Genomic DNA, 25,374 nt, shown 5'->3' with positions numbered 1-25,374 from the left:
CCGATGATACTGCCTTTGCAAATCTACCATCTGAATATTAACCTGAAGTTCCGACACGCTGTTTCCCATTATTCATTATACATCGCTAACTTCCATAAAAACATAAAAAAGGCCTATTTATTATACAGATCGGTTTATTTCTTCGTCAGAGAATCACTTTTCATTTAATGCGATCTTTCAATAAAAAGAATTTTAAAATTTAACACCGGAAAAGTATATTATGAACATATGTTCATTATATTTGCAGAAAAATACAGATCAACAAACAACATCAACCATTATATATCAACACTTTAATTAATATTTTCATCATGATAATAGCAATCACATCTACAGATAATAATTTAGAAGGAACTATCGATAGCAGGTTCGGACGTTGTTCCTTTTTTGCATTTTACGACACAGAATCTTCAACTACTGAGTTTATGGTAAATCCTAACAAAGATTGCGATGAAGGAGCCGGACCTGCCTCAGTACAGTTTATTGCATCCAATGACGTAAAGAGAGTAATATCTGGCGAATTTGGAATGAAAATTAAATCGTTATTTGTTGAATTAGGCATTAAAGCAAGTATTGAAAAGGACACTACAAAAAAAATTAAAGAAATTATTGAATCAATAAAAAAAGAATAAGTATAATTCTTCAAACCGTAAGTATTAATAAAAAGGAGGTAGTTATGCCAAGATTTAACAGACAACATGGATGCAGGAACGGTCAAGGAAAAGGAAGAAATTTCGGATTGACAGAATTGGAAAGTAATGCTGAGTCAAAAAAAACAGATTGCAACCATCTAAGAGAGAGTTTGCAAATTGGGTTAAGCCGACGTAAAAGATGCTGTTTCAGACAGGATAATTTGAACAGAGGCAGATTTGGTATGAGCCAAAATATATACAACAACAAGTAACAGGACGATAACTTTTGGCCTTATTGTGACAAGAAAATAAATACAATTAGATGAACAATAACAAAGTAATTCCTGATTACAGATGCTTTTTTTGTGCTACAAGAGTATTTGGAGAGTTGATGGAAAAGCTAAATATCCCTGCAGAGGATAAAAGCATATTCACAAGAGAAATGGCAATGCAATACAGTAAAACATGGGATTGTTATTTTTCTCCTGAGTTTTCTCGCTCCCTTCATTTGATGCTCAAAAAATACACCGGCGTAAATGACCCTTATAAAAATGAAAAGAGAGAAAGTAATGACTTTATCTTGTCCAAATATCCTAAATTAAAAGAGAAGGTTATCAACTCCCTCGACCCCTTCAATAAAGCACTTAGACTGGCAATAAGTGGGAACATTATGGATTATGGAGTCAGTAATAGCTTTAATGTAGATCAAACTTTACAAAAAGTTCTTCAATCGGATTTTGCAATAGACGACTCAATCGAATTAAAAGAAAAAATACAGAAAGCAAATACAGTGCTTTACTTAGGAGATAATTGTGGTGAAATTGTTTTCGACAAATTATTTATTGAAACGATTATGCATCCTAATTTGTATTATGCCGTACGGGGTGATGCTATTATAAATGATGCAACATTAGAAGATGCACGCTATATACAAATGGATGAAGTAGCAGATATCATATCAAACGGATACGATGCGCCATCTACAATTGTAGATAAGTGTTCTGCTGAATTTGTGGAAATATTTGAAAAAGCAGATGTAATTATATCTAAAGGACAAGGAAATCTGGAAGGGTTGCTGGAGCGGTCCGATAAAGAAATATTCTTCCTTTTAATGATTAAGTGTCATGTAATAGCAGAAAAACTTGGCGTTAAAAAGGGAGATTTTGTAGTAATGAAAAAAAATGGAATAAAATGAAAATAGCTATCGCAAGCGGAAAGGGTGGTACTGGTAAAACATTAGTATCAACCAACCTTTTCTATACACTGATGCAACAAGATTACGAAGTAACATTGGTTGATTGTGATGCCGAAGAACCAAATGCTCAGGCATTCTTCTCTGGCTTCCGGATTAAATCAAAGCGAATTACGCAGCAGGTACCTGTTATAAACACTGATTTATGTACATATTGTGGAAAGTGTTACGATTATTGTAATTACAATGCTATTTTCTTTCTCCGTACAAGAAAAACCATTCATGTAATGGAGGAATTGTGTCATGGATGCGGTGCGTGTTCGATTGCTTGTACTAAAGGTGCCATAACAGAGAAAGAAGATGAACTGGGTACAGTAAATACATACTCAATTTCAAAGTTCTCAAAAATCATTGAAAGCCGGATGAAGGTAGGGGTTTATACTCCGGTTAATGTGATTAAAGCTGCGATAAAAGAAGCCGGGCAATGTCCGGTTGTAATATTAGATTCTCCTCCAGGAACTTCATGTCCGTTTATTCAAACTGTATCTCAGGCAGATTTTGTAATATTAGTTACAGAACCAACACCTTTTGGTCTAAGTGACCTTAAACAGTCAGTCGATACGTTAAAAACTCTATCAAAAAAATATGGAGTAATTATAAATAAAGCGGGTTTAGGAAATCGGGACGTTTATAACTACCTGGAAACAGAAAAAATAGCATTGTTAATGGAAATTCCATTCGATAAAGAGGTAGCTTCTATTTATTCAAAAGGAGAAATATATTCGATTTTCAATCGGGATTGGCAGAAGAAATTTAAAGAAATGGTTGATAAAATAATAAATAATAATGGAGATAGCCGTAATTAGTGGAAAAGGAGGAACAGGGAAGAGCAGTATCAGCGCAGCATTTGCCACTTTAGAAAATCACGTTGTTCTGGCGGATTGCGATGTAGACGCAGCTAATCTTTATATTTTATTCAATCCGGTAGTAGAAAAAGAAAAAGCTTTTGTAACAGGTCAGAAAGCTGTGATTGATGAGCGCAAATGTACAAATTGCGGATACTGCATAGATTTTTGTCGTTTTGATGCAATTAGCTATGAAAATGACAAAGTTATTATATCTGATACTCTTTGTGACGGATGTGTATTATGCTCCAGGATTTGTCCGTATGACGCCATTAATAATATCTACGAAGATAAAAGCAGAATGTATGCAGGTAGCTTTAGAAATGGAAGGATGGTATATGGACGCTTAGCTCCCGGCGAAGAAAATTCGGGAAAACTAGTCAACATGGTTCGTCAGGAAGCCAAAAGGGAGGCCGAAAATAATCAGCTGGCAGTTACAATAATTGACGGTCCTCCTGGAATAGGATGCCCTGTAATTTCGGCAATCACTGGTGTAGATCACGTAATCATTGTAACAGAACCAAGCGTTTCTGGATTACATGATTTGAAACGGACTATAGAAATTACCAGCAAATTTAATCTAAAGAGCTGGGTAATTATAAATAAATCAGATATAAATTCAAATATATCAGAACTAATAAAAACATATTGCAAAAATACCAGAATAGACATTTTGGCAGAGTTGCCATTTGATTCGCAAATGGTTGAAGCAATGGTACAATGTAAAAGCATCATAGAATGGTTACCAGATTCCACTATTTCCCAAAAACTGATTCACGCATTTAATCGAATTACAAATGGAAGCTAAGGGATATATTCATCTTTATACTGGAAATGGCAAAGGAAAAACGACTGCTGCCATTGGACTTGCAATCAGGGCAATTGGAGCTGGAAAAAGGGTTTTTATCGGTCAGTTTGTAAAGGGAATGCCATATTCAGAACTGAATGCATTAAAACACTTTCCAGAATTGGAGATTAAACAGTATGGGCTGGATTGTTTTATAGAAAATAATCCCACACAAAGAGATATTGAGGCTGCATGTGACGGACTAAAAGACGTAGAAAAACAAATAGAAGCAGGTTATTACGATGTCATCATACTAGATGAAGTATGTATTGCATTGTATTATAAACTTTTTAAATCGGAGAATTTAATATCTATTCTTCAAAAAAAAGCAGTTTCGACAGAAGTTGTTCTTACAGGTAGGTATGCACCTGCAGAACTGATAGAAGTCGCCGATTTAGTTACAGAAATGAAAGAAATAAAGCATTACTACAATCAAGGAGTTCCCGCAAGAGAAGGAATCGAATTTTAAATATATAGAATCATGTTTAGCAAAAAATTCGTCGGTAGATTATTTGGAAATGGAAATGGAAGAAAATTCCTGTTTGGTAAGAAACAAACACAAGGCTGTAAAGGAAACAGACAAGGTACAAAAGAAGAGAGCTCGTACAATGAAGAGCGGTCTACTGTTGTGTGTGTTTGTCCTCGATGTGGCTATACTGCACCTCACCAAAGAGGAATATCCTGCAGATCTATACTATGTCCTTCCTGCAATGCCCAACTGGAGCGACGTAGAAAAGATGAGATAAAAGATAATGAGATTAAGTCTGATAAAAAACCCATTCGAAAAATTCCGGTTGTTAATATTGCATTATGTAGTGGCTGTGGAAACTGTGTAGATGCTTGTCCCTTCCATGCGATAGTGATTGAAAATAGCAAAGCTGTAATAGATGAAAGCATCTGCAAAAAATGCCGGAAATGCATTCCGGCTTGTCCTTCTGATGCAATAAGTTAAGGTTTTTCAATAGTTATATAAAAAGGAATAGATTATGATTAGTTTTGGACCGGTATCTTCTCGCAGACTAGGCATAAGTCTTGGGATAAATAATATCCCAACTCCTAAAATATGCTCCTATTCATGTATTTATTGTCAGGTTGGTGTAACCAAAAGGCACAATATCATCCGTCAGCAATTTTATAAGCCTGAAGTAATCTTTAAAAAAGTAAAAAAACATCTTGATAGTCTGGACAAAAACAACAAGCCCGATTATTTAACTTTTGTAGCAAACGGAGAGCCTACATTAGATATAAACCTGGGAGAATCTATAGAGAGACTCAAAGAGTTTGGAATTCCAATTGCCGTAATTACCAATGCATCTTTACTCAATGCAACAGAAGTGAGAAACAACTTATGTAAAGCAGACTGGGTATCATTGAAAGTAGACAGTGCCGACGAAAAAGTGTGGAGAGCAATTAATCGGCCACATATACTGTTGGATTTTAATACTTATAAAGAAAATCTGTTTCTTTTTGCAAAGGAATATAGAGGTAGCCTTAACACAGAAACGATGCTTGTTAAGGATGTTAATGACAATGCATTACAAATACAAGATACAGCCGATCTGATCAAACAAATCAAACCCACAACCTCATATATTTCGATACCGACCAGACCCCCGGCATTGAACTGGGTAAATAAACCAGATGAGGAAAGCCTCAATCAGGCTTACCAAATTTATCTGAACGCAGGTATAAATCCGGAGATGATACTTGGTTACGAAGGTTCAAATATGGGATATACCGGCAATATTATTAAAGACATCGTTAACATTTGCAGTGTTCACCCAATCAGAGAGGATGCTATGCAACAACTATTAATTAAAGACAAGGCAGATTCCAGAATTGTGGATTACCTGATAAACAACCATTCGATTCGTAAAGTTGAATACAATTCGACTGTATATTACATACGTCAATTTCAAAAGTAACACCGTCATGACATCAAGAATAGTTACCTACGGCTCTCCTGTTTTACGCAAAATAGCTGAGCCTATTACCGAAAACACAGAATTAGAGCAAACTGTAAACCGGATGTTTTCCATCCTCGATAAAGAAGAAGGCATAGGGTTGGCTGCTCCTCAGATCGGAATCTCCAAGCGTATATTTATTATAGATACAACCCCATTAATAAACGATGATCCAGAAATTGAAATTATTCGGCAAGCCTTCATAAATCCATCTATAATTGAATACAGTTCAGAAAAATCAATTTATAATGAAGGGTGCTTGAGCATTCCGGGAATTTATGAAATTGTAGAACGTCCGGCCCATATAAAGGTTTCATTTTCAGACATGGAACTAAAACTTGTTGAAAAAGTATTATCGGGGATAGAAGCTCGTATTTTTCAACATGAATTTGATCATCTGGAGGGAATCCTATTTACCGACAGACTCGACCCTATGCGAAAATTACTCATTAGCAGCAAATTAAAGAAGCTTCAAAAATCATCAAGGATATAATAACAATTAATAGTTCAAATATGGAACAGAAAGTAAAAAGAGAGGTGATCGAAAAAACGGTACTGCCTCATATTAAAAATATTATCATAGTTGCCTCGGGAAAAGGAGGAGTTGGAAAATCTACGGTAGCATCAGGAATGGCTGTAAATCTGGCTTTGGAAGGATATGCTGTGGGATTATTGGATGCCGACATCTATGGTCCTTCAGTGCCTACATTGTTCAATATTCAAAACCAGCACCCGGAAATTAAAGAGTGTGAAGGAAAAAACAAAATAGTCCCCTTTCATAAATATGGCATCAAAGTTATGTCAATTGGGTTCTTTATTGATCCCAAACAAGCTGTTTTATGGCGTGGTCCACTAGCATCCAATGCCTTAAAACAGTTGATCAATGACACAGAATGGGGTCCGCTTGATTATCTTATTATTGACACTCCTCCGGGAACCGGAGACATACATATAACTTTACTGCAGCAATACATGATAAGCGGAGCAGTTATTATAACAACACCTCAATTACTTGCCATGTGTGATGTTAAAAAGGCTATTGATATGTATCTGGACGAGCATGTAGGAGTTCCCATCTATGGCATTGTAGAGAATATGTCTTGGTTTACACCGGGAAAACATCCGGAAGAAAAGTATTATTTGTTTGGTAAAGACGGAGGCGAAAAGTTAGCAAGCCAATTCAATCTACGATTGCTTGCACAGATTCCAGTTACAGAAGATGTATGTAATAACTGCGATGAAGGAAAATTAGACATATTATTTAGAAATACAGCCGTTAAAAAAGGATTTGAATCCCTAACAGATGGTATTATTTCCTTTAATAAAGAACTCTCTGATAAATTAAATATGCAATGATAGAACATAGCCATTCTTTAAGGGTTTTATATCCGGAAACAGATAAGATGGGCACAGTGCATCACTCTAATTATGCCAGATACTATGAAGTTGCACGTTGGGAGTTATTTCGTGCGATTGGAATTCCTTATAATGAAATAGAAAATGCAGGTTATATGCTCCCTGTAATCAAAATGAATTTCCGGTTTATTAAAACAATCCAGTATGACGAACTTCTTACTATTAAAACTGTATTGAAGGAGATAAAAGGAGTTCGAATCTGGTTTACATATAAGCTATACAATAGCCAGAGCGAATTAGTCAACACAGCCGAGACAGAACTTGCTTTTGTTTGCAAAGAAAACTGGAAGCCCTGCCCTCCACCCGAATTCGTATTATCTGCGATTGAAAAAGCATATTTAATATAGGTCTTGTGATAATCCATAGGTATACTATATCAATAAGAAATCTGTTTGTCTTAAAAGATATACATGTTATATGTTTTTGAACATTAGTTCATTATTATTTATCATAATAATTTGTTTTAGTGAACTTTATTAATAATTTTATTGCCACAAACAATTGCTAATTTAAATATGGGGGGAATACATATGGGATGTGATACAGGATTAAAACCAAGAAAGAAAATCGAGACTAGCAGGATTGAAAATGTTAATTATCAAAAAGAAGAAAAAACTATGAGTTCAACAATGGTAAGACGTGAGATGCCAGTATTCACAATGGATGCATTTGATGCTAAAACAGGGCATTTTAAAACTGTTTCAAGTGAAGATTATAAAGGCAAGTGGGCTGTTGTATGCTTCTATCCAGCCGACTTTACATTTGTTTGTCCAACGGAAATTGCAGCGATGAACGCAAAATACGATGAATTTCAGAAATTGAATACAGAAATTTTAGCTGTATCCGTCGATTCTAAATTCTCACATAAACGTTTTGTAGAAACCGAACCGCTTTTAAAAGGGCTGCAACTTACCATCGGAGCTGATACAAATCAGGAAGTAAGCCGGGCTTTTGGTGTTTTAGTGGAGGAAGAAGGCGTTGCTTTACGTGGCCGTTTTTTATTTAATCCGGATGGAATCTGTGTTGCTCAAGAGGTGCAGGCCGACTCTGTAGGGCGCAATGTTAATGAATTTCTTCGCCAGGTTGAAGCATGGCAATATGCTACTAAGACAGGAGAAGTTTGTCCTGCAGGTTGGAGACCTGGAAAAAAGACACTGCCTGTAAATACTGACGCTGAGAAAATGGCTGGACATGTGGGTGACTATATCACCATTGAGGAAATAATGAGTTAACACTTACACTCCATAAAAAGAGGATGAATCACGTTACGTGAATTCATCCTCTTTTTACACCATATAGCTCACTAACTACCGTCCTCCTCGATATCCTTTTCCTACACGACCTTCGCCACTAGTACTGCCCGGAGCTTCGCCATATGTGGTTTGGATACACTCCCCATATCGATTTACCTCTCCTTTGGGACCATCAGAAAGACCATTCTGTGTCTGAGCCCGTTTACGGGTGTTGGTCATTAATCCACTCTGTCCATGTACCTGATATTGATTGCCCATGGCAAAAGGCGCTGTTATAATGGAATTATAAAGTTCCGCACTCAGAACAACTGGTTCATAAATGACCTGCATGCTGGCAAGCTGACGAACATAGGCTTTCAGATGATTTTTTGAAGCAGCAAGAAGATGAGTAACCAATAATTCAATATTATTATTCTCAACATCTGCTAAAACAGTACTCAACGCGCTAATACTTTCTTCTTCCAGGAATGCTGTTACCTTGTAAGCCTCAATTAAAGAAGTTCCTCTGGCAATCAACTCATTGTAAGTTGATTGGCGGGTTGAATCGGCAAATACCCCCACAGCATCCAAAGCCGGATAAGTAATTTCATAGTAGCTAAGCACCTTTTCTATAGCAGCAATATGATTGGATTCTGCCAGAGAAATCCGTTCAAAGGGCTTCGAATCCGGAAAAAGAGTGGCAAAAGCAGTGGTTACATCTCTCGCTAGCTTTTCGTCTTCACGAAGCGCATAGAGGAATTCAATTTCATCAGCCGTTAACGGATTTGTTGCCTCCATCACTGGGATGATATTGGCAGTTGTCAAGGTGGTAATACCTTCTGAATTAGCATTTAGCACCACCAGCGATTTTATTGCCAATTCTTCATTTACCGGATCACTCTCATTATCACATGCTGTAAAAGGAAGAGTCAGCATGGACAGCAAAACTGCAGCTAATAATTTTTTTGTTTTCATGACACATACTTTTTATTTGTTGGTTACTACATATTCTCTTTTAGAAGAGTCTTCGATTTGTAACCGCACAAACAGACAAATACCCTACCAATTTTTTAAAATCTTATTTCAACGAACAAAACAGGGGTAAAAGGAGTGGCTTTAGTGTAGATATTTGTAATATCCGTATCCTCCTCAACTTGATAGGAGTATTTGATGTTACGGGTATTAAACAGATTCAGGAAAGATAAGCCGGTCTGCAACTGCGTCTTCTTAATGTTAAATCGGTAGTTTACAGCCAAGTCGAGTCTGCTGTAGGGAGTGTCCACTAGCGTAGAAGTACTACTCGAAACAAGTCCTTTTCCTTTACCCTGAACCCTCCCCTGACCACCGGAAATAAGCAAGTTGTATCCGGTACCATACACATAGGAACCCGATAAACGAAACAGACCGAAAGCAAAAATAACACCCGATTTTATTTCATGGGCCAGCACCGATTCCGGATAATTACTGCTAACTAGCGAATAAGATCCAAATACCTTGTGTCGTCCAAACTCCTTTTTCAGGAAAAGATCTGCACCGTAAGTCGTACGTTCGGTTAACAGCAATGGGTCGGCCTGGGTGATACTCAATACATCGCTATGTTTCGAGTACCCTTCCAAACTAATCAGCAAACCGTTGTTACTATAGGACACTCCGGCAACCGAATGCATAGACAACAGTGCCAGTTCGGCAGGAAGCACTTTCCACACATACTGATAATTACCAGCCTCATTTTGGTATACACCCCGACCATAGAATTGATTATAAAGACCCCATGAAGCCGTTGCAGCAAAGGACGGTGATAAGACATAACGGGCCGAAAAACGAGGTTGTATGTATAAATTAGCAACATCAGGATAATCTACCCGAATCCCGGCGGTGAGATCCAATTTATCAAAACGGATATTGTCTGTAACAAAAAGAGCTGGTTTATGTAATCCGTTGTTAGACTGCCCTAATCCCGCCTGATAATACATCCATTCGGCTCCTATTCGAATTTGCTGTCGGTAAATTGCGAAATGGTGACTCAAAGTTAAACCGCTTTCCTGAATGTGATTACCAGTATGAGATAATTCCAGGGGAGTAAAAGGTCGTCCATTAACTTTTGTCACCTGATCAGACTCACTGTTTAGCCGTGAATATGTAAAAAGGAAACGAGAACTGGATCCATCACTCCAAACCCTGTTATAAGAAGCTGCTCCCGCATACTGCCGGCTATTTTCTTCGGCATTAATGGCAAAGGAATCCTCCCTCATCACATCAAATTTAAAACGGTCCTCCGCAGCATATAAGCTCAAATAATAACTGTCATTCTCGGAGAGCCGGCCGGTTAACTTCATATTTACATCACCGAACTTATAAACCGGCATAATATACAGATCTGTTAGTCTTTGTCCGCTCCCCCCATTGCCGAAACCAGAGCCTCCTCCGTTGGATCCGCCACTGCCAGGACCACCACTTCCTTCGGCTTTAGTCCCGACTTGTAAACCCTGTGTTTGAGACGAAAAGGCTATTTCTTCGGGATCATATAAATTGTAATAAGTTTGCCGAAGTGCCACAGTTATTTCAGAACGCCGGGTAATGGGCACCGACCCAAAAATGTTTGCAGTCAGATTACTCACGGCAACTTTAAAGACAGGTGACTTCGTTTGTCCGCTTACTCCGGTTATTTCTGCAACAGCCCCGGAGTGATTTCCCCACGAAACATCATAACCACCCTTCATCAAACGGATGTCTTTCACCATAAATGGATTAACAGAGCTGATATTATCATTAAAGTTTTTCAAACCAAAGATTGTAAAGCCATCATATACTATTCCGCTTTCACTAATACCGCTATCCCAAACAATCAGATCGTCGGAAGGCTCCCCGGATACACGTACACCTGGCATAAGGCGCAGAAGACTAAATACTGAGTTATCACTTCCCCCGGGCAAAGAACCCGCCATTTGCTGATTAAGCCGCATCTCACCGGAAGTTTTTCCCATTTGCATCATCATCGCGTCCGAAGCGGTTGTAATAATTATCTCATTTAGGGCAATGGAACAAGGCCGAAGAATAAGGGTATGCCTCCCGGGGACAAGCAGCGTATCTTTCGACTCATAGCCAATGTAATGTACCTGATACCTACGAGGTAGCAAACTCTTCTCTCTGCTTTGAAAAATGCCTGAAGGTCCGGTGGATCCCAAACCACTTGCTGTAACAATATGGGCGTAAGGCAATGGCTCACCTGTCTCTGCATCGGTAATACTTATCACTAAAGGATAAGTGACAGGAGAAACGATTAGAGGAGTCAAATTCAAAGACATTGGTGTAATCACATACACACCCCCAATTTGCTCGCATGTAAATGGTTTGTCTTTCAATAAGTATTGAATGGCCTCAAGTGGTGAAGAAAAAGTCTGATTAACCGTAACATTGTATCTAGACAGGGCACGATTGTTGTAAGACAGTTGATATGGAAGGCTTTTCAATACCTTATCTAACGACTGCCTATATGCTTCTATTTTTAATTCCTGCGAAAAGGCAAGAATTTCAAAAAAACAAAAGAGAATAATTATCCCAAGTCTCTTAATCAATTATTTGATTTTTAATTTAAGTCCAAAAGGTTTACCAACAATCTCCAGCACTTGTTCCGGATCTTTCAATTTAGAAAAATTACCCGTATAAATATAATCTATATTTTCGGGAACTAGAATATCAATATTATATTGACGTTCAATCTCCTCAATTACCTGCGATAAAGGGGTGGATATAAAAACGAATTTATCTTCTGTCCAACATATAATCTGGTTTGCATCCGGCAAATAATTGGTTAACAATCTGCCTTCAGAAGCATACACCTGCATGCCTGGTTCTAGTGTGGCAGTTTGTCCATTACTTTTTACTTGCACTCTGCCTGTAACACAGGTTGTTTTAAATACATCTGCTCTGTTAAATACATTAAAGGAGGTACCTAATACCTGTACTACACCTCCAGATGAATGTACCTCAAATTTTTCTCCACGTTTAACTTTAAAAAATGCTTCCCCTTGTAAAGAAACACTTCTTGACACATACCACCAACCCGGTTTATAAGTAAGCTTGCTATCTGCATTCAAGATCACTTGCGAACCATCAGGCAATTTAACCAGCCGATGCACTCCTCTAGGAGACATCTCTTCCCTTGTCGTAAAGAATGCGAGAGAAGAAAACAATACCGCAATCAAAACGGAAGCTGCCACAGAATAGAAAAAAGCGGGTCTATTAAAAAAAGGAATCGTTTTTTCTGGATTGGCAGATCCTTGTAATCCCTCAAAATGCGCGTCCCAGATTTCCTTTTTACTTTTGGACCAACGGGGATCTATTTTAATGTTGTCTATCTTCATTTTCTTATTGTTTAAAGAAGTTTTGATCTAAGAACCCGTAGAGTTTCTGTAATTCTTTTTTCAACAGCTTTAACACTGATATTAAGTCTCTCAGCTATCTCGTTATACTTCAGTTCATCATTCCGGCTCATCAAAAAGGTTGTTCGTTGCGACTCTGAGAGTTGTTCCAATGCTTTTGCATATTGCTGTTTTAATTCTTCATACTGCAATTGATCCTGAGGAGAGATATTTTCGGATTCAAGTTTCATATTTTGCGCAAAGCCGATTTGAACAGTCTTTTTTCTGTAGTCACTTACAACACAATCTCCTGCAATTTTATAAAGCAGAGGCTTTATATAATCCAAAGTTAGCTTTGTTCGTTTTTCCCAGACCCGCATAAAAACCTCCTGAGCCAGATCGGATGCCGTTTCTTCATCTCCGCACCGGTAAAAAATATAACGTCTAACTTCTTCGAAGTGGTTATCAAATATAAATTTAAAATCAGCTTTATCCAGCACGTTAATTTCAACTTTTAATATAAACCGTTTAAGGAGGCAAATACCCTACGGTTGATCCGTATTAATAAAACAATTAAAAGATTACAAAGATTGCTTGACTATTCTTAAAAATAGTAGTAAGGTCGCTTCTATATAGGATTTGGCAACAGAAATCCAGCTCCCCATTACCCATAATTTGGTAGTGAAAACCAAATTCAGTACGAGTCACTTTGACAATAAAATGTATATACTTTTTGAGATATAAGTATATACTTTTTAGGAAATAAGTACTAACAATTTCAAGACACTCTGACTCGTACTGAATTGGGTTGTTTGCATTTATTGCTTATCCATTTATAATAGTCTCTGCTCATTTTCAACAAATAATTTGCAAAAATATCCTTCACTTCCTTCACCCAAACGCGTAAATAACTATATATCTGAAGTTTAAAGCTGGAACAGGCATAAATATCCTTCACTTTTGACCAAATATCCTTCACTTTTTGCCTAATATCTTTCACTCTGCTTTCACTTTTAAGCGCTTATTGGTAAACAAGTAAAAAGAGGAATGTCATTTACATATTAAGTCGGAGTGTATACATTAAAAAAGGTGCAAGATAATTTGCACCTTTTTTAATCTGTCAAAACATTTATTATTTTGCTTTCTCACGAAAATCACAAACTCCATTGTTATTTGCATCAACATAGCGACCTCCTCTGCCATCTCCGGAACCGTCACGTTTTCCTTGAGCTAATCCTTTGCCGTTTCCATTCCTTCGTCCACTACCATCCCGCAAACCAGCATTGTTATTTCTTCCTCTTTGTTGAGTGTTGTTACAACCACTTCCATCTCTCAAGCGCTGTCTGTTTCCAACTGTTGTTGAACTATCCGCTACTTTTTTGGGTGCTGCACCCGATTTTGCATCCTGTGCCCATGCCATACTTCCGGCCAGCAGAAACGACATCATAATAATCACGACTTTTGTTTTCATATTTCTACGTTATTAAATTGTTAATAAAGCCACACTATAACTATCTGTTTCTATAAATAAAACTCGCACTACTCCTTAACCCGTCTGTGTTTGCCTTGTCTGTCCATCACTTTACCCTGGGCAGATTGGGCAGTAAATAATGGAGAAAATACTGTTCCTAATTTCGCTTGCTGTTCCTGATTGCATACGGCTTTGATGCGTATATAAAATAAAATAGTTTCTCTTTTCAAATCAGCATGCAATAGTCCAATTTGCGCTGCAAGAGAGTCCAAAACAACCGAGTCCATATCAGCTTGTTGTAATTCTGTAAACATCTCACTTTTTAATGAATCAATGCGATATATTATATGTCGGAATCGAGGTTGAAAATGTCTGTTTTCCTTTCGGAAACTATCCATCTGTTCATTGTCGAAATTAAGAATATGCCTAAATTGACTCCCTGTTAATCTTTTACCCTCAGACATAATAAGCATACTTTCTTGTTCAACACTTGTTTCCCTTTGAATGTAATGATACGTTACAACAGTAGTAATATTTAAAACCACCAGTATTACAATCACCCATACAAGAATAGTCGTCTTACTCATCTTCATTCAGATTATAATAGTTTAAGCACTCTATATCTCTATCATTCAGAACAACGTCTGCATTTATTTCATTGGCAGGAGTAAAAGCAATACCGATCCGGATACCAAGCAAAACAGTAAGTACAATAGCCAAACTGAAAAATGCCGGTTGCCAATACGGTATCTGTTTCTGTATCGGATTGTCAATTTTTGACATAATCCTCGCAGACAACCAAGGATTAGGCAGAATCTTTTTCTCTTGTTCAATGTATTCCTTTATTTGATTAGGTATGTTCATCTTTGTTTCTGTTTTGTTTAATATTAGACAATGATTTCTGTTGAATCCTACGGATGTTTTATTTTTTTCTTAAGATTCATTTTGGCTCGTTGCAAAAGTTGCTCAACAGCCCCCTCTGATCGATTCATAATTGCGGCAATTTCTTTTATCGGCAGTTCTTCATATGCACTTAGAATAAAAGCCGTTCGTTGATTGATTGGCAATGAATCTATGGCAGTACGTACAAGGTTTCCACTTTCCATCTCTTCTAACTCCTGTTGGGCATCTTTATCGTTAATAGCCGTATTAAACACATGGCCTATAAGCTCTTCAGCCAATACAATAAAGCGATTTCGTTTATTCTTCTCTACAAAATTAATACAGTAATTAACTGCAATCCGATACAGCCACGTAGAAAAGATGGCGTCTCCTTTATAATTGGGGAGTGCAATCCACACCTTAATAAAAATATCCTGCGTAATATCCTCTGCATTCTCCTTCTGATGAACAAATCCCATAGCCAGTGTAAACACCATATGCTGGTATTTGTCAATTAGTTTGCTAAACAAGAATCTATTACCCAACAGTATCTCTGTTATAATATCCTGATCGGTCATCTTATCATTTTTGCTCATATTAATTAGACAGGATTATGATTGATTTCCTACGGTCTCAAAAACACTTTATTAATGAACTTTTGTTCATTATTTTACGCTGCATACCTATTTAATTCAACGAATTATCTACTTTTGCAAACACAATATAAAAATAATAAAACCCAATGAATTTCTCTAATAAAATAGCTGATTTTGATATTGAAGAACGTGTTGATAAAGCTGTTGATAACTTTTATACAGGTTATAATTGTGCCCAATCTGTGTTTCTGGCATATTGGGATATTCTTGGATTAGAGTACGATGTAGCTAGAAATATGTCTGTTTCTTTCGGAGCGGGAGTCGGCCGTATGCGTGAAATATGCGGAACAGTGACAGCAATGGCCATGATAGCCGGATTTAAATATCCGATATCAGTACCTAATGATGAAAATGAATCCAACAGCGTTGATAATATTATAAGGGAAATGGCCGGAATTTTTAAAGATAAACATCATACAATCCTTTGTCGCGAATTATTACCGGAATCGGAGTTGCAATCTACTCCTGCCCCATCCATCCGGACAAAAGAATATTATCAACGCAGACCATGCTCAGCCTTTATTGCTGATGCAGCCAGAATTGCAGGGTTTATGCTTAAAGAACAGCTCTCAAGTTTACAATCTGCAAAATCTTAAGGATTATATAAACACACGATGACCGGTCATATTATAAAAAACGGTACAGGAAAGGTCTTGCTTAAGTGTAAAATACTTTTCAATACCAGTACAATGACATACGCCTATTCTTTTGGGTTGTATTTCATTCATACATTCTATAACCTCCTCGTATTGCCGGGGAGTGCAGTTTTTAAGATGGAAGCCACCCAGAATCAGGTCGACCGACAAAATGAATGTTCTTACGGCTTCATACACCATATTGCTTATCCCCCTATGAGAACAACTGCTTATTATGGAAAGCTTTCCACTTCGAACAATGGTTAAAAACAGTTCGTCCTGAAATGTATCGTCCTTTATCTTCTGATCTTCTTTTACCTGAAAGCCATGCATAGATGTATCATCTGCATTTACAAGAGGTGTATGGGGCATAACAAATATTCCTTTGTCTATTTCAGTCCGTTCATAAACCAAACAGAGGCGATCCTTTAGTAGTTGGACATCAATGGTTGTTCCGATAAAACGATCCTTTCCGTGATACTTGGCATCAATGGCTCCGGGTTTCATATAGATGACAGCCTTGGTATTAATCTTCAGAAAGGCCTCTAATCCGCCAGTGTGGTCGTAATGTCCGTGACTAACAACCAGTGCATCTACATCGCTAAGGTCTATACCCAATGCTTTGGCATTATCTATGAAACGATCGCTTTGTCCGGTATCGAAAAGAATTTTCTTGTGATATCCTTCCATATAAAAAGACAGCCCATGCTCAGCTACAAGTCCGGATTGGTATACCAGATTCTCAATCAATGTTGTAATTTCCATACTGAAGAAATGAGATAAAACATTTTACATAAATTATTGAGACAACAGATTAATAATCTGTCGAATAGTAAGTTCAGGATCATTTACCAGAATCAGTTGAATTCTGTTTTCATCGAGAAGGGGTTTGATCTTCATCCCAAACTGTCCGGAAATAATCTTCGAACACGAAAAGGCACTAATCCAGTCTACTACTGCAACCCCAACTCCTTCGTCATTGTCTTTAAACGGATTGGGTTGAAAAACGGATTCTTTGGTCTCCGTATTATAAAAGACAAAATAGGAACAGCGGCCAAACCGAGGATCAATAAAGCTGTCAGACGAATTCCCTGTACTTGTAATGGCGACAATCATAACGAACGGATTTATCTATTAGAGTTCTCTGTATTTAATGTATTTGCATCGCTTTCTTTTTCCGGATTATCACAATTTTGGATGTTGCGACTTCCGCATAAAGCGCATTCCCTGGCCAGTCCATCATCAAACGGGTAGTTAAAATAACAATTACAAGACTTACAGGTATACCAATCGTTATTAAAAACAACTTTTCCCCCTTCAATGATCAGCCTCTTCCCTTCTACAAACGCCTGAGCAATTTTATTCCTTGCAGAGGTGTAGATTCTACTCAGCGTAGGGCGCGAAACGTTCATATAAACAGAGGCCTCCTGTTGAGAAAGTTTCTCGTAATCGCACAACCGGATGGATTCATACTCTTCGTAATGCAGAAAAACAGAGCCGGATACCTTCTTGTCGGGTAAAAAACCATACGGTTTAAAACCAGACACAACCGGGTGGTGGTTGATTTTTCGTATTAATTTGGGACGAGGAGACATAGTGAACAGTTTTATTGGCAAATATAATGAACATTTGTTCGCTACACAAATTGGTATACATAATTTGGCGCATAAAAAAAGAGCAATTTAAATTGCTCTTTTTTTATTACCTGCTGGCCCTATCGGGACCAGGATTGAGGTATGTCAGTATTTGTCCGCTAAGTTGAAGGAGAGATATTTCACATAATTTTGTTGCGTACTCGGCTATGGACTGCCTTTCTTCTGCTTCAAGCAGGCTGTTCTGGGCCTCGCGAAGTTCTATTCCCGAAAGATCACCCAATTTATACCGGTCGATGGCAATACTATAGTTCTCTTGCGCCACAGCCTGGTTTTCTTTTTCCAGCTTCCACAGTTCCAGGTTATTCTTATAGGCCATCCATAAGTTGCTTAGATCGGCCCGAAGAGATAATTCAAGTTCCTGCATGCGCAGTTCTTTATTCTGAATCTCAAGTCTGGCATTGCGTTGTTCCCGTCGTTTATTAAACCCGTCAAACAAGTTAATTCCGATGGTAACCCCGTAATTTAATCCCAATCGTTGCTGCAGGTCGGTTGTCCCAACTTCGTACCAATTGGCGGTATATCCGTAACCGGCGTTCAGTTTTACGTAGGGATAGTTCCGGCTTTTAGCCTTCTTGTAATCCAGTTCCGAAAGCGTCCGGTTCTTCTGGGCGGCCAATAAGGATGTATTAGCTTCCAGTGTAAGCTTCCACAGTTCGGCTTCCTCTAAGAATGGATTGGGATAGATAACCGAATCTTGCAATTGGATTTCACTTCCTACATTTTCGAGAGCCATTAACTCGTTCAGTCGGATGTTCGACGTGTTTACTGCTTCAAACTGGGTAAGTAGCTTAGAACTATCCGCGTTAAAGTCGACCTGCGCCTGCTGCAGATCCAGGCGTGACATGGAACCCAACGAATAGCGCTCGGCCACAATGCGAAGGCGCTCTTTGGAAAGATCTACCGACGAGCGTAAATTCTTCAAGCGTATCTTCTGGCGAATCAAATTGTAATATTCGCTGGTAAGATTTGCCACAAAATCTTCGATGGTCATCCGGGTATTCAATTCCCCCATTAGCTGCAACTCTTTCAGCTTAGTATATGTAGCCTGAATACCGAAACCATCAAACACCGTCCAGTTCAAGCTTAAGCCTGCATTAGCCGTTTCGGTGGATACTCCGTTACTTTTCTCGATAGTACCATCTGTAAGAGTAGAACGCGTATTGTTGTTAACTCCGCTGTAGCCGCCTGTCAGATCGAGAGTGGGCAGATAACCGGCATTGCCCGGAGTGGCATTGTTGGCACTTTGCTGTTGTTCGTTCTTAACAATGCGGATGGCATAATTCTTTTCAAGTCCGGTTTCTATGCATTTTTTAAGACTGAAAACTTCCTGCCCTTTACCATTCATTGCAAAGGAACAGACTATCAGGGAAGCAAATATATATTTTCTCATCATTGTTCAGTTGTAGTGTGTTTTCTTTTGGTTGAGACATAACTGTACACGGTAGGCACAATGTACAATGTAAGCAGCGTGGAGATAAGCATACCTCCCACAACAGAGATACCCATGGCAATACGGCTGTTGGCACCTTCGCCGGAAGCAAAAACCAATGGAACCAGACCAAGAATGGTCGAGATACTTGTCATCAGAATAGGACGTAACCGCTGTTCGGCAGCAGATTGTATAGCCTCCATTTTAGGGATTCCGGACTCCTGCCGCTGATTTGCAAATTCCACAATCAGAATACCGTTTTTAGCCACCAGACCGATCAACATGATCATCCCGATCTGACTGAATATATTCATGGTCACCCCACTGAACATCATGAATAGAAGTCCCCCCGCCAATGCCAGCGGAACCGTTATCATTACAATAAAGGGATCCTTGAAACTTTCAAACTGCGCCGCCAAAACAAGAAAGATCATAAGCAGAGCAAGTATCATGGCGAACATAAGGCTGTCCGAGCTTTCGCGGAACTCCTTGGACTCTCCCGACAATGCCGTGCGGAAGCTTCCCGAAAGTGTTTCGGATGCAATCCGGTCCATTTCATCCAATCCGTCGCCAATCGTATATCCCTTGGCAAGTCCGGACGAGATCGTAGCGGCAACAAAACGGTTATACCGGTAAAGTTGAGGTGGAGCAACATCCTCTTCCATAGTAACCAGATTATCCAGCTGAATCATTTCACCCTTATCGCTTCTTACATAAATCGATTTCAAATCGACAGGCTTATTTCTTTGCTGTCTGTTTATTTCGCCCAAGATCTGATATTGTTTACCGTTCAGATAAAAATACCCCATTCGCTGACCACTCAAGGCATATTGCAAAGTCTGTGCTATATTGCGGGTACTCACTCCCAGCAAGGTAGCCTTATCACGGTTGATGGATATGCGAGTCTCCGGTTTAGTAAACTTCAGGTTTACGTCTGCCATTTCAAATACAGGACTGGCATTCACCTTATCCATAAATGCAGGTAAGGCCTCCTGCAATTCGACCAGGTTAGGAGCCTGCAATACATACTGAATCGGCATACCTCCACGCCGTCCGCCAAAGGTAGATTGTTGCTGAACAAAACTTCGGGCTTTAGTCTCTTTGCGCACAACAGCACTCAGGTTGTCGGCAATTTCCATCTGAGTACGGGGTCGATCCGAAATATCCGGCAGAATGATATTGATAAAACCACCTCCACCCCACGAGCGTACGATATTTGCCTTACGTTCGTAAGCCACAGAATCCGCCAGAAATTCGATCCGATCCGCATAATCTCTTATAAACTCGAAGGTTGCACCTTCCGGTCCGCGTAAATTGACAGTCACCATCGAACGGTCTTCCATGGGCGAAAGCTCCGTAGGAATGTTTTTCCATAAGAATGCAATCGAAATAAACAAAACAGCCACTACAGGTAAAGACCAGATACGATGTTTTAGCACCCAATTCAAACTGTTGGAATAAATATGGTTCAATCCTTCAAAAAAAGGTTCTGTTTTCTGATAAAATAAGTTCTTCTTTTCACGGCGTTTTAACAGTTTAGTAGCAAGCATCGGCGTGAATGTCAGTGCCACAATAGACGAAATACCCACCGATCCGGCAATTACAATACTAAACTCCTTGAAAAGACGCCCCGTCATCCCCTCCATAAATACGATAGGAAGAAATACCGAAATCAACGTAATAGTGGTGGATACAACAGCAAAGAAAATCTCTTTAGATCCTTCTATACCGGCCTCGATGGGCTTCATCCCTTTTTCTATACGTACATAGATATTCTCGGCCACCACAATCGCATCATCTACCACAAGTCCCACCGACAATACAACGGCCAGCATGGTGAGTACGTTTACGGAGAAACCCGACAAATACATTACAAAAAAGGCACCCACAAGTGAAACGGGAATAACGACCACCGGAACCAACGTAACACGCCAGTCGCGCAAAAACAGAAAGATAATGATAACCACCAGTAAGAAAGCAACATAAATCGTCTCTTCCACTTCAAAGATGGAGGCACGAATGAAACGTGTATTGTCGTATACCATTTCGATACTTACATCTTCAGGCAAATCTTTTTTTAGCTGCTCAATACGTCTATAGGCTTCGTCAGCAATTTCAATGTGATTAGCCCCGGGCTGAGGGATTAATACATTTATAACCGTGGGTTCTCCGTTCTTTTTCAACAGACTTCGGATATCTTCGGGGGCTAATTCAGCCATACCTACATCGCTAAAACGAACAATATTACTACCGTCATCTTTAATAATCAAGTCATTGAACTCCTTAGCCGTATGCATCAAGCCCAGAGTACGTATGGATAACTCCATGGTATTCCCCTCAATACTTCCGGAAGGAAGCTCAACATTCTCACGGTCGACCGCATTCTTGATATCTATCGGAGTGACACCATATCCCGCCATTTTAATAGGATCCAGCCACAAACGCATGGAATAACGCTTTTCGCCCCAGATATTGACCGCACTAACATTCGGAATGGTTTGCAAACGTTCTTTAACCGTAAGATCGGCTATTTCACTTAGTTCCATCAAAGAACGGGTTTTACTTTGAACCGCGATCTGCATGATTGGGGAGGCGTCGGCGTCGGCCTTAGAAACGGTAGGGGGATCACAGTCCCGGGGTAAGAAACGCTGGGCTCTCGAAACCTTGTCGCGGACATCGTTAGCGGCCGTTTCCATATCGACACTCAATTCAAATTCGACTGTAATACGGCTGCTTCCCTGACTACTCACACTCGACAACGAACGAATCCCGGGAATACCGTTGATATTCTGCTCCAACGGCTCCGTTATCTGGTTCATGATCACGTCGGCATTAGCTCCCGGATAGGAAACGTTCACAGATATGATGGGCTGGTCTACACTGGGGTACTCACGTACACCCAGAAAGTTGTAGCCAATCATACCAAACAAGACAATAACCAGCACAATTACTGTAGCCAGTACAGGTCTTTTTATACTTAGTTCGGATATATTCATGATTGAAATTTTACAGATTTAATTAAGCGCATCAATACTAACCTTCATTCCGGTACGCAGCTGCATAACTCCCGTAACAAGAAGTGTATCTCCGGGTTGTAAACCTTCCAATACCTGCACACGGCTTTCTGTTCGTAATCCTGTTATTATTTCTGTTGGTTTGGCCTCTCCCGACTTATACAGATACACCATATTTTTACCCATCTCGGGGATGATGGCCTCGCTCGGGATGGCAAGTGCGTCTTTAATCTCATTCATATTGATTTCGACCGAGACAAACCGTCCGGGCAATATCGTTTCGCGAACATTGGGATAGGTGGCACGCACATTTAATGTTCGTGTTTCCATATTCACTTTGGATTCCACAGCATATACTTTGGCATGAAGATCTTCCAGCGCTCCGTCCATCCGGAAAGAGATGGGAGTTCCGGCTACAATCTGACTGGCATACCGTTCCGGGATGGAGAAATCAATCTTTAAGGGAGATATTTTGGTTAGTTTCGCAATCACGGTGGAGGGAGAAGTGAAGGCGCCTTCACTTACGGAACGAAGTCCGATAATGCCGTCGAAGGGAGCCCTAAGCTCTGTCTGGGCAATATTAGCCTTCACTAAATCGATGTCTGCCATCAATTTATCGTATTCTGTCTGCACTTGCTCAAAGGCCTCCTGACTTACAGCGTCTCTTTCAAGCAGTGTACGCTGGCGGAAAACCCGGTCTTTTGCAAGCGGAATCTGAGCCACCAGCTTTTTTAGCTGTGCCTGTAACGGCTGATCATTAATCTTTGCGAGCAATGCCCCCTTGCTTACATGGGAGCCTTCTTTAAAGTATATGGACGTAATCTTTCCCGATGATTCAAAAGACAGATTCACCTCTTCATCAGGGATTACACTTCCTGTACTCATTATCTTATCCGTAAGTGTTTGGAATTTTACCACTTCTGCATTCACATTGAGTACTTGGTTTCTTCCACCTCCTTTGGAGGGTGACATGGGAATTTCGTCTTTGCTTCCCTGAAATTTTCTTTTTATATCCGGATAAAAAGCAAGCGCTGCAATAAATACAACAATAGCCGCTGTAAGGCTCCATTTTACACTCTTGGTCATCTTCTCTCTATTTTAATGATTCGTCATAAAAGTAATACTTTTGCTTAAGTATTAGAGATTATGACGTATGTTTTACAATAAGGTTTAATTACCTCCAGAAAAAAATTACAGTCATGGCCTCATCCGGTTTAAAATTCCTATCTTTATCCTCCCAAAAGAAATTAGATATTACATGAAACCTTTTGTTCATTTACATGTACATACCCAGTATTCGATGCTGGACGGACAGGCATCTATCGACTCGCTGATTGAAAAGGCGCAAAAAGATGGAATGCCCGCTATTGCCATCACCGATCATGGAAATATGTTTGGTGTTAAAGAGTTTTTTAATAAAGTAAACAAAAAGAACAGCAAATACACCGGTACAATCAAAGATTGTGAGAAGGAGCTGAATATCCTTAAAGATAAAGAGATACTTACACCGGAAGAGGAAGAACGAATTAAGAAACTGACGGAGAAAATTGCTGAATGCAAAGCCTCTTTGTTTAAACCGATTATCGGCTGCGAATGTTACTGCGCCCGTACCAACCGGTTCGACAAGGATGGAAAGGAGCATTTAAGCGGCTATCACCTGATTGTGCTTGCCAAGAATTTTCAAGGTTATAAAAACCTGATCAAGATGGTTTCTTTATCGTGGACTGAAGGTTTTTACGGCCGCCCGAGAATCGATAAAGAGTTATTGGAAAAATATCATGAAGGTTTGATCGTAAGCTCTGCCTGTTTGGGAGGAGAAATTCCTCAACACATCATGAAGGGCCGGTTGGAGGAGGCCGACAAATCCATTCAATGGTTTAAAAATCTGTTTGGAGATGACTATTACCTGGAGATGCAACGCCACGAGACGCGTGATCCGCTGGCCGATCAAACTACTTTCCCCAAACAACAGGAGGTAAATAAAGTATTGATTGAACTTGCCAGGAAACATGGAGTAAAACTTATTGCTACCAACGATGTGCACTTTGCCAACGAGGAAGATGCAGAGGCTCACGACCGGTTGATTTGCCTTAGCACCGGAAAAGACCTTGACGACCCCAATCGAATGCGTTATTCCAAGCAGGAGTGGATGAAGACAACCGCACAGATGAATCAGATCTTTGCTGATGTTCCTGAAGCCCTGGAAAATACGTTGGAGATAGCCAATAAAGTTGAATTCTATTCCATCGACCACAAGGCTCTTATGCCCGACTTCCCCATTCCTCCCGAATTTCAGGACGATGATGATTATCTGCGGCACCTTACATACGTTGGAGCCGAAAAAAAATATGGAGAAAACCTGAATGATGAGGTTCGGGAGCGTATCGACTTTGAATTGGGTGTGATAAAAGGGATGGGATTTCCCGGTTACTTTCTCATCGTACAGGATTTTATTGCTGCGGCACGTAAGATGGGTGTAGCCGTTGGCCCGGGCCGTGGATCGGCTGCGGGATCGGCTGTTGCCTATTGTTTGGGAATTACGGATATCGACCCTATTAAATATGATTTGCTTTTTGAGCGTTTCCTGAATCCGGACCGTATCTCAATGCCCGATATCGATGTGGATTTTGATGATGACGGACGTGGAGAGGTTTTACGCTGGGTTACAGAAAAATATGGTAAAGACAGGGTTGCACACATCATCACCTATGGAACGATGGCTACCAAGTCGGCCATCAAGGATGTGGCTCGTGTACAGAAACTGCCCTTAAGCGAATCCAACCGGTTGGCTAAATTAGTGCCCGATAAGATTCCGGACCTGAAAAAATTTAAATTAAAGGATGCCATCGAGTATGTTCCGGAACTGAAGGAGGCATCCCGCTCGTCGGATCCGGCCATGCGCGATACCCTGAAATATGCGCAAATGCTGGAGGGTAACGTACGTAATACCGGGGTACATGCCTGTGGCATTATTATCGGCAAATACGATATCTCCGATATTGTACCTGTAAGTACCGCAAAAGATAAGGATACGGGCGAGGAGATGCTGGTAACCCAATACGAAGGATCTGTAATTGAAGACA

General features: G+C 39.6%; 28 protein-coding genes. 14 read left to right on the top strand and 14 right to left on the bottom strand.

Annotation, left to right across the window (positions count from 1 at the left end; genetic code table 11):
• Nucleotides 1-311 precede the first annotated feature (311 nt).
• The 12 genes from AB7E53_RS09260 to AB7E53_RS09205 all read left to right on the top strand — a co-directional run bounded on the left by AB7E53_RS09260 (nucleotide 312) and on the right by AB7E53_RS09205 (nucleotide 8,188).
• Nucleotides 312-632 carry a NifB/NifX family molybdenum-iron cluster-binding protein gene (locus tag AB7E53_RS09260; protein ID WP_079682184.1) on the top strand — a complete coding sequence of 107 codons (321 nt, stop codon included), beginning with the start codon at nucleotides 312-314 and terminating at the stop codon, nucleotides 630-632.
• 322 nt (nucleotides 633-954) lie between these two features.
• Nucleotides 955-1,827, top strand: a complete 873-nt coding sequence (locus AB7E53_RS09255; RefSeq protein ID WP_350455748.1) for an ARMT1-like domain-containing protein — start codon at nucleotides 955-957, stop codon at nucleotides 1,825-1,827.
• A complete protein-coding gene (locus AB7E53_RS09250; protein ID WP_079682186.1) occupies nucleotides 1,824-2,690 on the top strand; it encodes a nucleotide-binding protein in 867 nt (288 codons plus the stop codon). Before AB7E53_RS09255 ends, AB7E53_RS09250 begins: the two co-directional genes overlap by 4 nt.
• Nucleotides 2,671-3,537, top strand: coding sequence for an ATP-binding protein (locus AB7E53_RS09245; RefSeq protein ID WP_179399995.1), 867 nt, complete (start codon nucleotides 2,671-2,673; stop codon nucleotides 3,535-3,537). The genes AB7E53_RS09250 and AB7E53_RS09245 overlap by 20 nt, the downstream gene beginning before the upstream one ends.
• Nucleotides 3,527-4,045 (top strand): cob(I)yrinic acid a,c-diamide adenosyltransferase, encoded by a 519-nt coding sequence (gene cobO / locus AB7E53_RS09240; RefSeq protein ID WP_179399994.1) that lies wholly within the window; start codon nucleotides 3,527-3,529, stop codon nucleotides 4,043-4,045. Before AB7E53_RS09245 ends, cobO begins: the two co-directional genes overlap by 11 nt.
• A gap of 49 nt (nucleotides 4,046-4,094) precedes the next feature.
• The gene (locus AB7E53_RS09235; RefSeq protein ID WP_446775259.1) at nucleotides 4,095-4,322 is read left to right on the top strand and encodes a hypothetical protein; all 228 of its coding nucleotides are present in this window, start codon (nucleotides 4,095-4,097) and stop codon (nucleotides 4,320-4,322) included.
• Complete coding sequence (locus AB7E53_RS09230) at nucleotides 4,253-4,528, top strand: 4Fe-4S binding protein (protein WP_446775298.1); 276 nt, start codon at nucleotides 4,253-4,255, stop codon at nucleotides 4,526-4,528. Before AB7E53_RS09235 ends, AB7E53_RS09230 begins: the two co-directional genes overlap by 70 nt.
• 34 nt (nucleotides 4,529-4,562) lie before the next feature.
• Nucleotides 4,563-5,501 (top strand): radical SAM protein, encoded by a 939-nt coding sequence (locus AB7E53_RS09225; protein ID WP_446775296.1) that lies wholly within the window; start codon nucleotides 4,563-4,565, stop codon nucleotides 5,499-5,501.
• A gap of 7 nt (nucleotides 5,502-5,508) precedes the next feature.
• Entirely contained in the window at nucleotides 5,509-6,033 is a 525-nt protein-coding gene (def, locus tag AB7E53_RS09220; RefSeq protein WP_079682191.1) for a peptide deformylase, read from the top strand.
• Between the two features lie 20 nt (nucleotides 6,034-6,053).
• Nucleotides 6,054-6,896 (top strand): Mrp/NBP35 family ATP-binding protein, encoded by an 843-nt coding sequence (locus tag AB7E53_RS09215; protein ID WP_446775294.1) that lies wholly within the window; start codon nucleotides 6,054-6,056, stop codon nucleotides 6,894-6,896.
• Nucleotides 6,893-7,303 (top strand): acyl-CoA thioesterase, encoded by a 411-nt coding sequence (locus AB7E53_RS09210; RefSeq protein WP_079682193.1) that lies wholly within the window; start codon nucleotides 6,893-6,895, stop codon nucleotides 7,301-7,303. Before AB7E53_RS09215 ends, AB7E53_RS09210 begins: the two co-directional genes overlap by 4 nt.
• 183 nt (nucleotides 7,304-7,486) lie before the next feature.
• Entirely contained in the window at nucleotides 7,487-8,188 is a 702-nt protein-coding gene (locus tag AB7E53_RS09205) for a peroxiredoxin (RefSeq protein ID WP_179400044.1), read from the top strand.
• Between the two features lie 75 nt (nucleotides 8,189-8,263).
• Here AB7E53_RS09205 and AB7E53_RS09200 read toward each other — a convergent pair whose 3' ends face one another.
• The 8 genes from AB7E53_RS09200 to AB7E53_RS09165 all read right to left on the bottom strand — a co-directional run bounded on the left by AB7E53_RS09200 (nucleotide 8,264) and on the right by AB7E53_RS09165 (nucleotide 15,498).
• Entirely contained in the window at nucleotides 8,264-9,163 is a 900-nt protein-coding gene (locus AB7E53_RS09200) for a DUF2202 domain-containing protein (protein WP_079682195.1), read from the bottom strand.
• 95 nt (nucleotides 9,164-9,258) lie between these two features.
• On the bottom strand, nucleotides 9,259-11,763 hold the full coding sequence (locus AB7E53_RS09195; RefSeq protein WP_446775292.1) for a TonB-dependent receptor plug domain-containing protein: 2,505 nt from the start codon (nucleotides 11,761-11,763) through the stop codon (nucleotides 9,259-9,261).
• Nucleotides 11,764-12,552, bottom strand: coding sequence for a FecR family protein (locus tag AB7E53_RS09190; protein ID WP_079682197.1), 789 nt, complete (start codon nucleotides 12,550-12,552; stop codon nucleotides 11,764-11,766). It abuts the gene before it with no gap.
• A gap of 11 nt (nucleotides 12,553-12,563) precedes the next feature.
• Nucleotides 12,564-13,049, bottom strand: coding sequence for an RNA polymerase sigma factor (locus AB7E53_RS09185; RefSeq protein ID WP_079682198.1), 486 nt, complete (start codon nucleotides 13,047-13,049; stop codon nucleotides 12,564-12,566).
• A gap of 632 nt (nucleotides 13,050-13,681) precedes the next feature.
• The gene (locus AB7E53_RS09180; protein WP_446775291.1) at nucleotides 13,682-14,020 is read right to left on the bottom strand and encodes a hypothetical protein; all 339 of its coding nucleotides are present in this window, start codon (nucleotides 14,018-14,020) and stop codon (nucleotides 13,682-13,684) included.
• A 68-nt stretch (nucleotides 14,021-14,088) separates the two neighbouring features.
• On the bottom strand, nucleotides 14,089-14,613 hold the full coding sequence (locus AB7E53_RS09175) for a hypothetical protein (protein ID WP_446775289.1): 525 nt from the start codon (nucleotides 14,611-14,613) through the stop codon (nucleotides 14,089-14,091).
• On the bottom strand, nucleotides 14,600-14,884 hold the full coding sequence (locus AB7E53_RS09170; RefSeq protein ID WP_179399988.1) for a hypothetical protein: 285 nt from the start codon (nucleotides 14,882-14,884) through the stop codon (nucleotides 14,600-14,602). The genes AB7E53_RS09175 and AB7E53_RS09170 overlap by 14 nt, the downstream gene beginning before the upstream one ends.
• A gap of 47 nt (nucleotides 14,885-14,931) precedes the next feature.
• Nucleotides 14,932-15,498 (bottom strand): RNA polymerase sigma factor, encoded by a 567-nt coding sequence (locus AB7E53_RS09165; RefSeq protein ID WP_446775287.1) that lies wholly within the window; start codon nucleotides 15,496-15,498, stop codon nucleotides 14,932-14,934.
• Between the two features lie 146 nt (nucleotides 15,499-15,644).
• Between AB7E53_RS09165 and AB7E53_RS09160 the strand changes: the two genes are divergently transcribed.
• On the top strand, nucleotides 15,645-16,154 hold the full coding sequence (locus tag AB7E53_RS09160) for a C-GCAxxG-C-C family protein (RefSeq protein ID WP_218858925.1): 510 nt from the start codon (nucleotides 15,645-15,647) through the stop codon (nucleotides 16,152-16,154).
• Between the two features lie 3 nt (nucleotides 16,155-16,157).
• Here the strand turns inward: AB7E53_RS09160 and AB7E53_RS09155 are convergent, their stop codons facing one another.
• The 6 genes from AB7E53_RS09155 to AB7E53_RS09130 form a co-directional block, all read right to left on the bottom strand.
• Nucleotides 16,158-16,958, bottom strand: coding sequence for an MBL fold metallo-hydrolase (locus tag AB7E53_RS09155; RefSeq protein WP_179399987.1), 801 nt, complete (start codon nucleotides 16,956-16,958; stop codon nucleotides 16,158-16,160).
• 33 nt (nucleotides 16,959-16,991) lie between these two features.
• Nucleotides 16,992-17,309 carry a NifB/NifX family molybdenum-iron cluster-binding protein gene (locus AB7E53_RS09150; protein ID WP_179399986.1) on the bottom strand — a complete coding sequence of 106 codons (318 nt, stop codon included), beginning with the start codon at nucleotides 17,307-17,309 and terminating at the stop codon, nucleotides 16,992-16,994.
• A gap of 11 nt (nucleotides 17,310-17,320) precedes the next feature.
• On the bottom strand, nucleotides 17,321-17,788 hold the full coding sequence (locus tag AB7E53_RS09145) for a DUF134 domain-containing protein (RefSeq protein ID WP_179399985.1): 468 nt from the start codon (nucleotides 17,786-17,788) through the stop codon (nucleotides 17,321-17,323).
• A gap of 106 nt (nucleotides 17,789-17,894) precedes the next feature.
• A complete protein-coding gene (locus AB7E53_RS09140) occupies nucleotides 17,895-19,238 on the bottom strand; it encodes a TolC family protein (protein ID WP_079682206.1) in 1,344 nt (447 codons plus the stop codon).
• A complete protein-coding gene (locus AB7E53_RS09135) occupies nucleotides 19,238-22,273 on the bottom strand; it encodes an efflux RND transporter permease subunit (RefSeq protein WP_446775285.1) in 3,036 nt (1,011 codons plus the stop codon). Before AB7E53_RS09135 ends, AB7E53_RS09140 begins: the two co-directional genes overlap by 1 nt.
• A gap of 18 nt (nucleotides 22,274-22,291) precedes the next feature.
• A complete protein-coding gene (locus tag AB7E53_RS09130; RefSeq protein ID WP_446775283.1) occupies nucleotides 22,292-23,377 on the bottom strand; it encodes an efflux RND transporter periplasmic adaptor subunit in 1,086 nt (361 codons plus the stop codon).
• A 172-nt stretch (nucleotides 23,378-23,549) separates the two neighbouring features.
• Here AB7E53_RS09130 and dnaE point away from each other — a divergent pair.
• The coding region (gene dnaE, locus AB7E53_RS09125; protein WP_446775281.1) for a DNA polymerase III subunit alpha at nucleotides 23,550-25,374 on the top strand (1,825 nt) is incomplete at its 3' end.

It is taken from the genome of Macellibacteroides sp. (assembly GCF_050251695.1).
GTDB classification, from domain to species: domain Bacteria; phylum Bacteroidota; class Bacteroidia; order Bacteroidales; family Tannerellaceae; genus Macellibacteroides; species Macellibacteroides fermentans.
The sequence above is the reverse complement of the archived record's forward strand: the minus strand, read 5'-3'. Positions and strand labels throughout refer to the sequence as shown.

Bases quoted from the DNA above. Each gene is read 5' to 3' on its own strand.
- AB7E53_RS09135 (WP_446775285.1), bottom strand. From the start codon at position 22,273: ATGAATATATCCGAACTAAGTATAAAAAGACCTGTACTGGCTACAGTA.
- AB7E53_RS09225 (WP_446775296.1), top strand. From the start codon at position 4,563: ATGATTAGTTTTGGACCGGTATCTTCTCGCAGACTAGGCATAAGTCTT.
- cobO (WP_179399994.1), top strand. From the start codon at position 3,527: ATGGAAGCTAAGGGATATATTCATCTTTATACTGGAAATGGCAAAGGA.
- AB7E53_RS09255 (WP_350455748.1), top strand. From the start codon at position 955: ATGAACAATAACAAAGTAATTCCTGATTACAGATGCTTTTTTTGTGCT.
- AB7E53_RS09165 (WP_446775287.1), bottom strand. From the start codon at position 15,498: ATGAGCAAAAATGATAAGATGACCGATCAGGATATTATAACAGAGATA.
- AB7E53_RS09175 (WP_446775289.1), bottom strand. From the start codon at position 14,613: ATGAAGATGAGTAAGACGACTATTCTTGTATGGGTGATTGTAATACTG.
- AB7E53_RS09250 (WP_079682186.1), top strand. From the start codon at position 1,824: ATGAAAATAGCTATCGCAAGCGGAAAGGGTGGTACTGGTAAAACATTA.
- AB7E53_RS09205 (WP_179400044.1), top strand. From the start codon at position 7,487: ATGGGATGTGATACAGGATTAAAACCAAGAAAGAAAATCGAGACTAGC.
- AB7E53_RS09200 (WP_079682195.1), bottom strand. From the start codon at position 9,163: ATGAAAACAAAAAAATTATTAGCTGCAGTTTTGCTGTCCATGCTGACT.
- AB7E53_RS09210 (WP_079682193.1), top strand. From the start codon at position 6,893: ATGATAGAACATAGCCATTCTTTAAGGGTTTTATATCCGGAAACAGAT.
- AB7E53_RS09190 (WP_079682197.1), bottom strand. From the start codon at position 12,552: ATGAAGATAGACAACATTAAAATAGATCCCCGTTGGTCCAAAAGTAAA.
- AB7E53_RS09245 (WP_179399995.1), top strand. From the start codon at position 2,671: ATGGAGATAGCCGTAATTAGTGGAAAAGGAGGAACAGGGAAGAGCAGT.
- AB7E53_RS09150 (WP_179399986.1), bottom strand. From the start codon at position 17,309: ATGATTGTCGCCATTACAAGTACAGGGAATTCGTCTGACAGCTTTATT.
- AB7E53_RS09160 (WP_218858925.1), top strand. From the start codon at position 15,645: ATGAATTTCTCTAATAAAATAGCTGATTTTGATATTGAAGAACGTGTT.
- AB7E53_RS09180 (WP_446775291.1), bottom strand. From the start codon at position 14,020: ATGAAAACAAAAGTCGTGATTATTATGATGTCGTTTCTGCTGGCCGGA.
- AB7E53_RS09155 (WP_179399987.1), bottom strand. From the start codon at position 16,958: ATGGAAATTACAACATTGATTGAGAATCTGGTATACCAATCCGGACTT.
- AB7E53_RS09215 (WP_446775294.1), top strand. From the start codon at position 6,054: ATGGAACAGAAAGTAAAAAGAGAGGTGATCGAAAAAACGGTACTGCCT.
- AB7E53_RS09145 (WP_179399985.1), bottom strand. From the start codon at position 17,788: ATGTCTCCTCGTCCCAAATTAATACGAAAAATCAACCACCACCCGGTT.
- AB7E53_RS09260 (WP_079682184.1), top strand. From the start codon at position 312: ATGATAATAGCAATCACATCTACAGATAATAATTTAGAAGGAACTATC.
- def (WP_079682191.1), top strand. From the start codon at position 5,509: ATGACATCAAGAATAGTTACCTACGGCTCTCCTGTTTTACGCAAAATA.
- AB7E53_RS09235 (WP_446775259.1), top strand. From the start codon at position 4,095: ATGGAAATGGAAGAAAATTCCTGTTTGGTAAGAAACAAACACAAGGCT.
- AB7E53_RS09170 (WP_179399988.1), bottom strand. From the start codon at position 14,884: ATGAACATACCTAATCAAATAAAGGAATACATTGAACAAGAGAAAAAG.
- AB7E53_RS09140 (WP_079682206.1), bottom strand. From the start codon at position 19,238: ATGAGAAAATATATATTTGCTTCCCTGATAGTCTGTTCCTTTGCAATG.
- AB7E53_RS09130 (WP_446775283.1), bottom strand. From the start codon at position 23,377: ATGACCAAGAGTGTAAAATGGAGCCTTACAGCGGCTATTGTTGTATTT.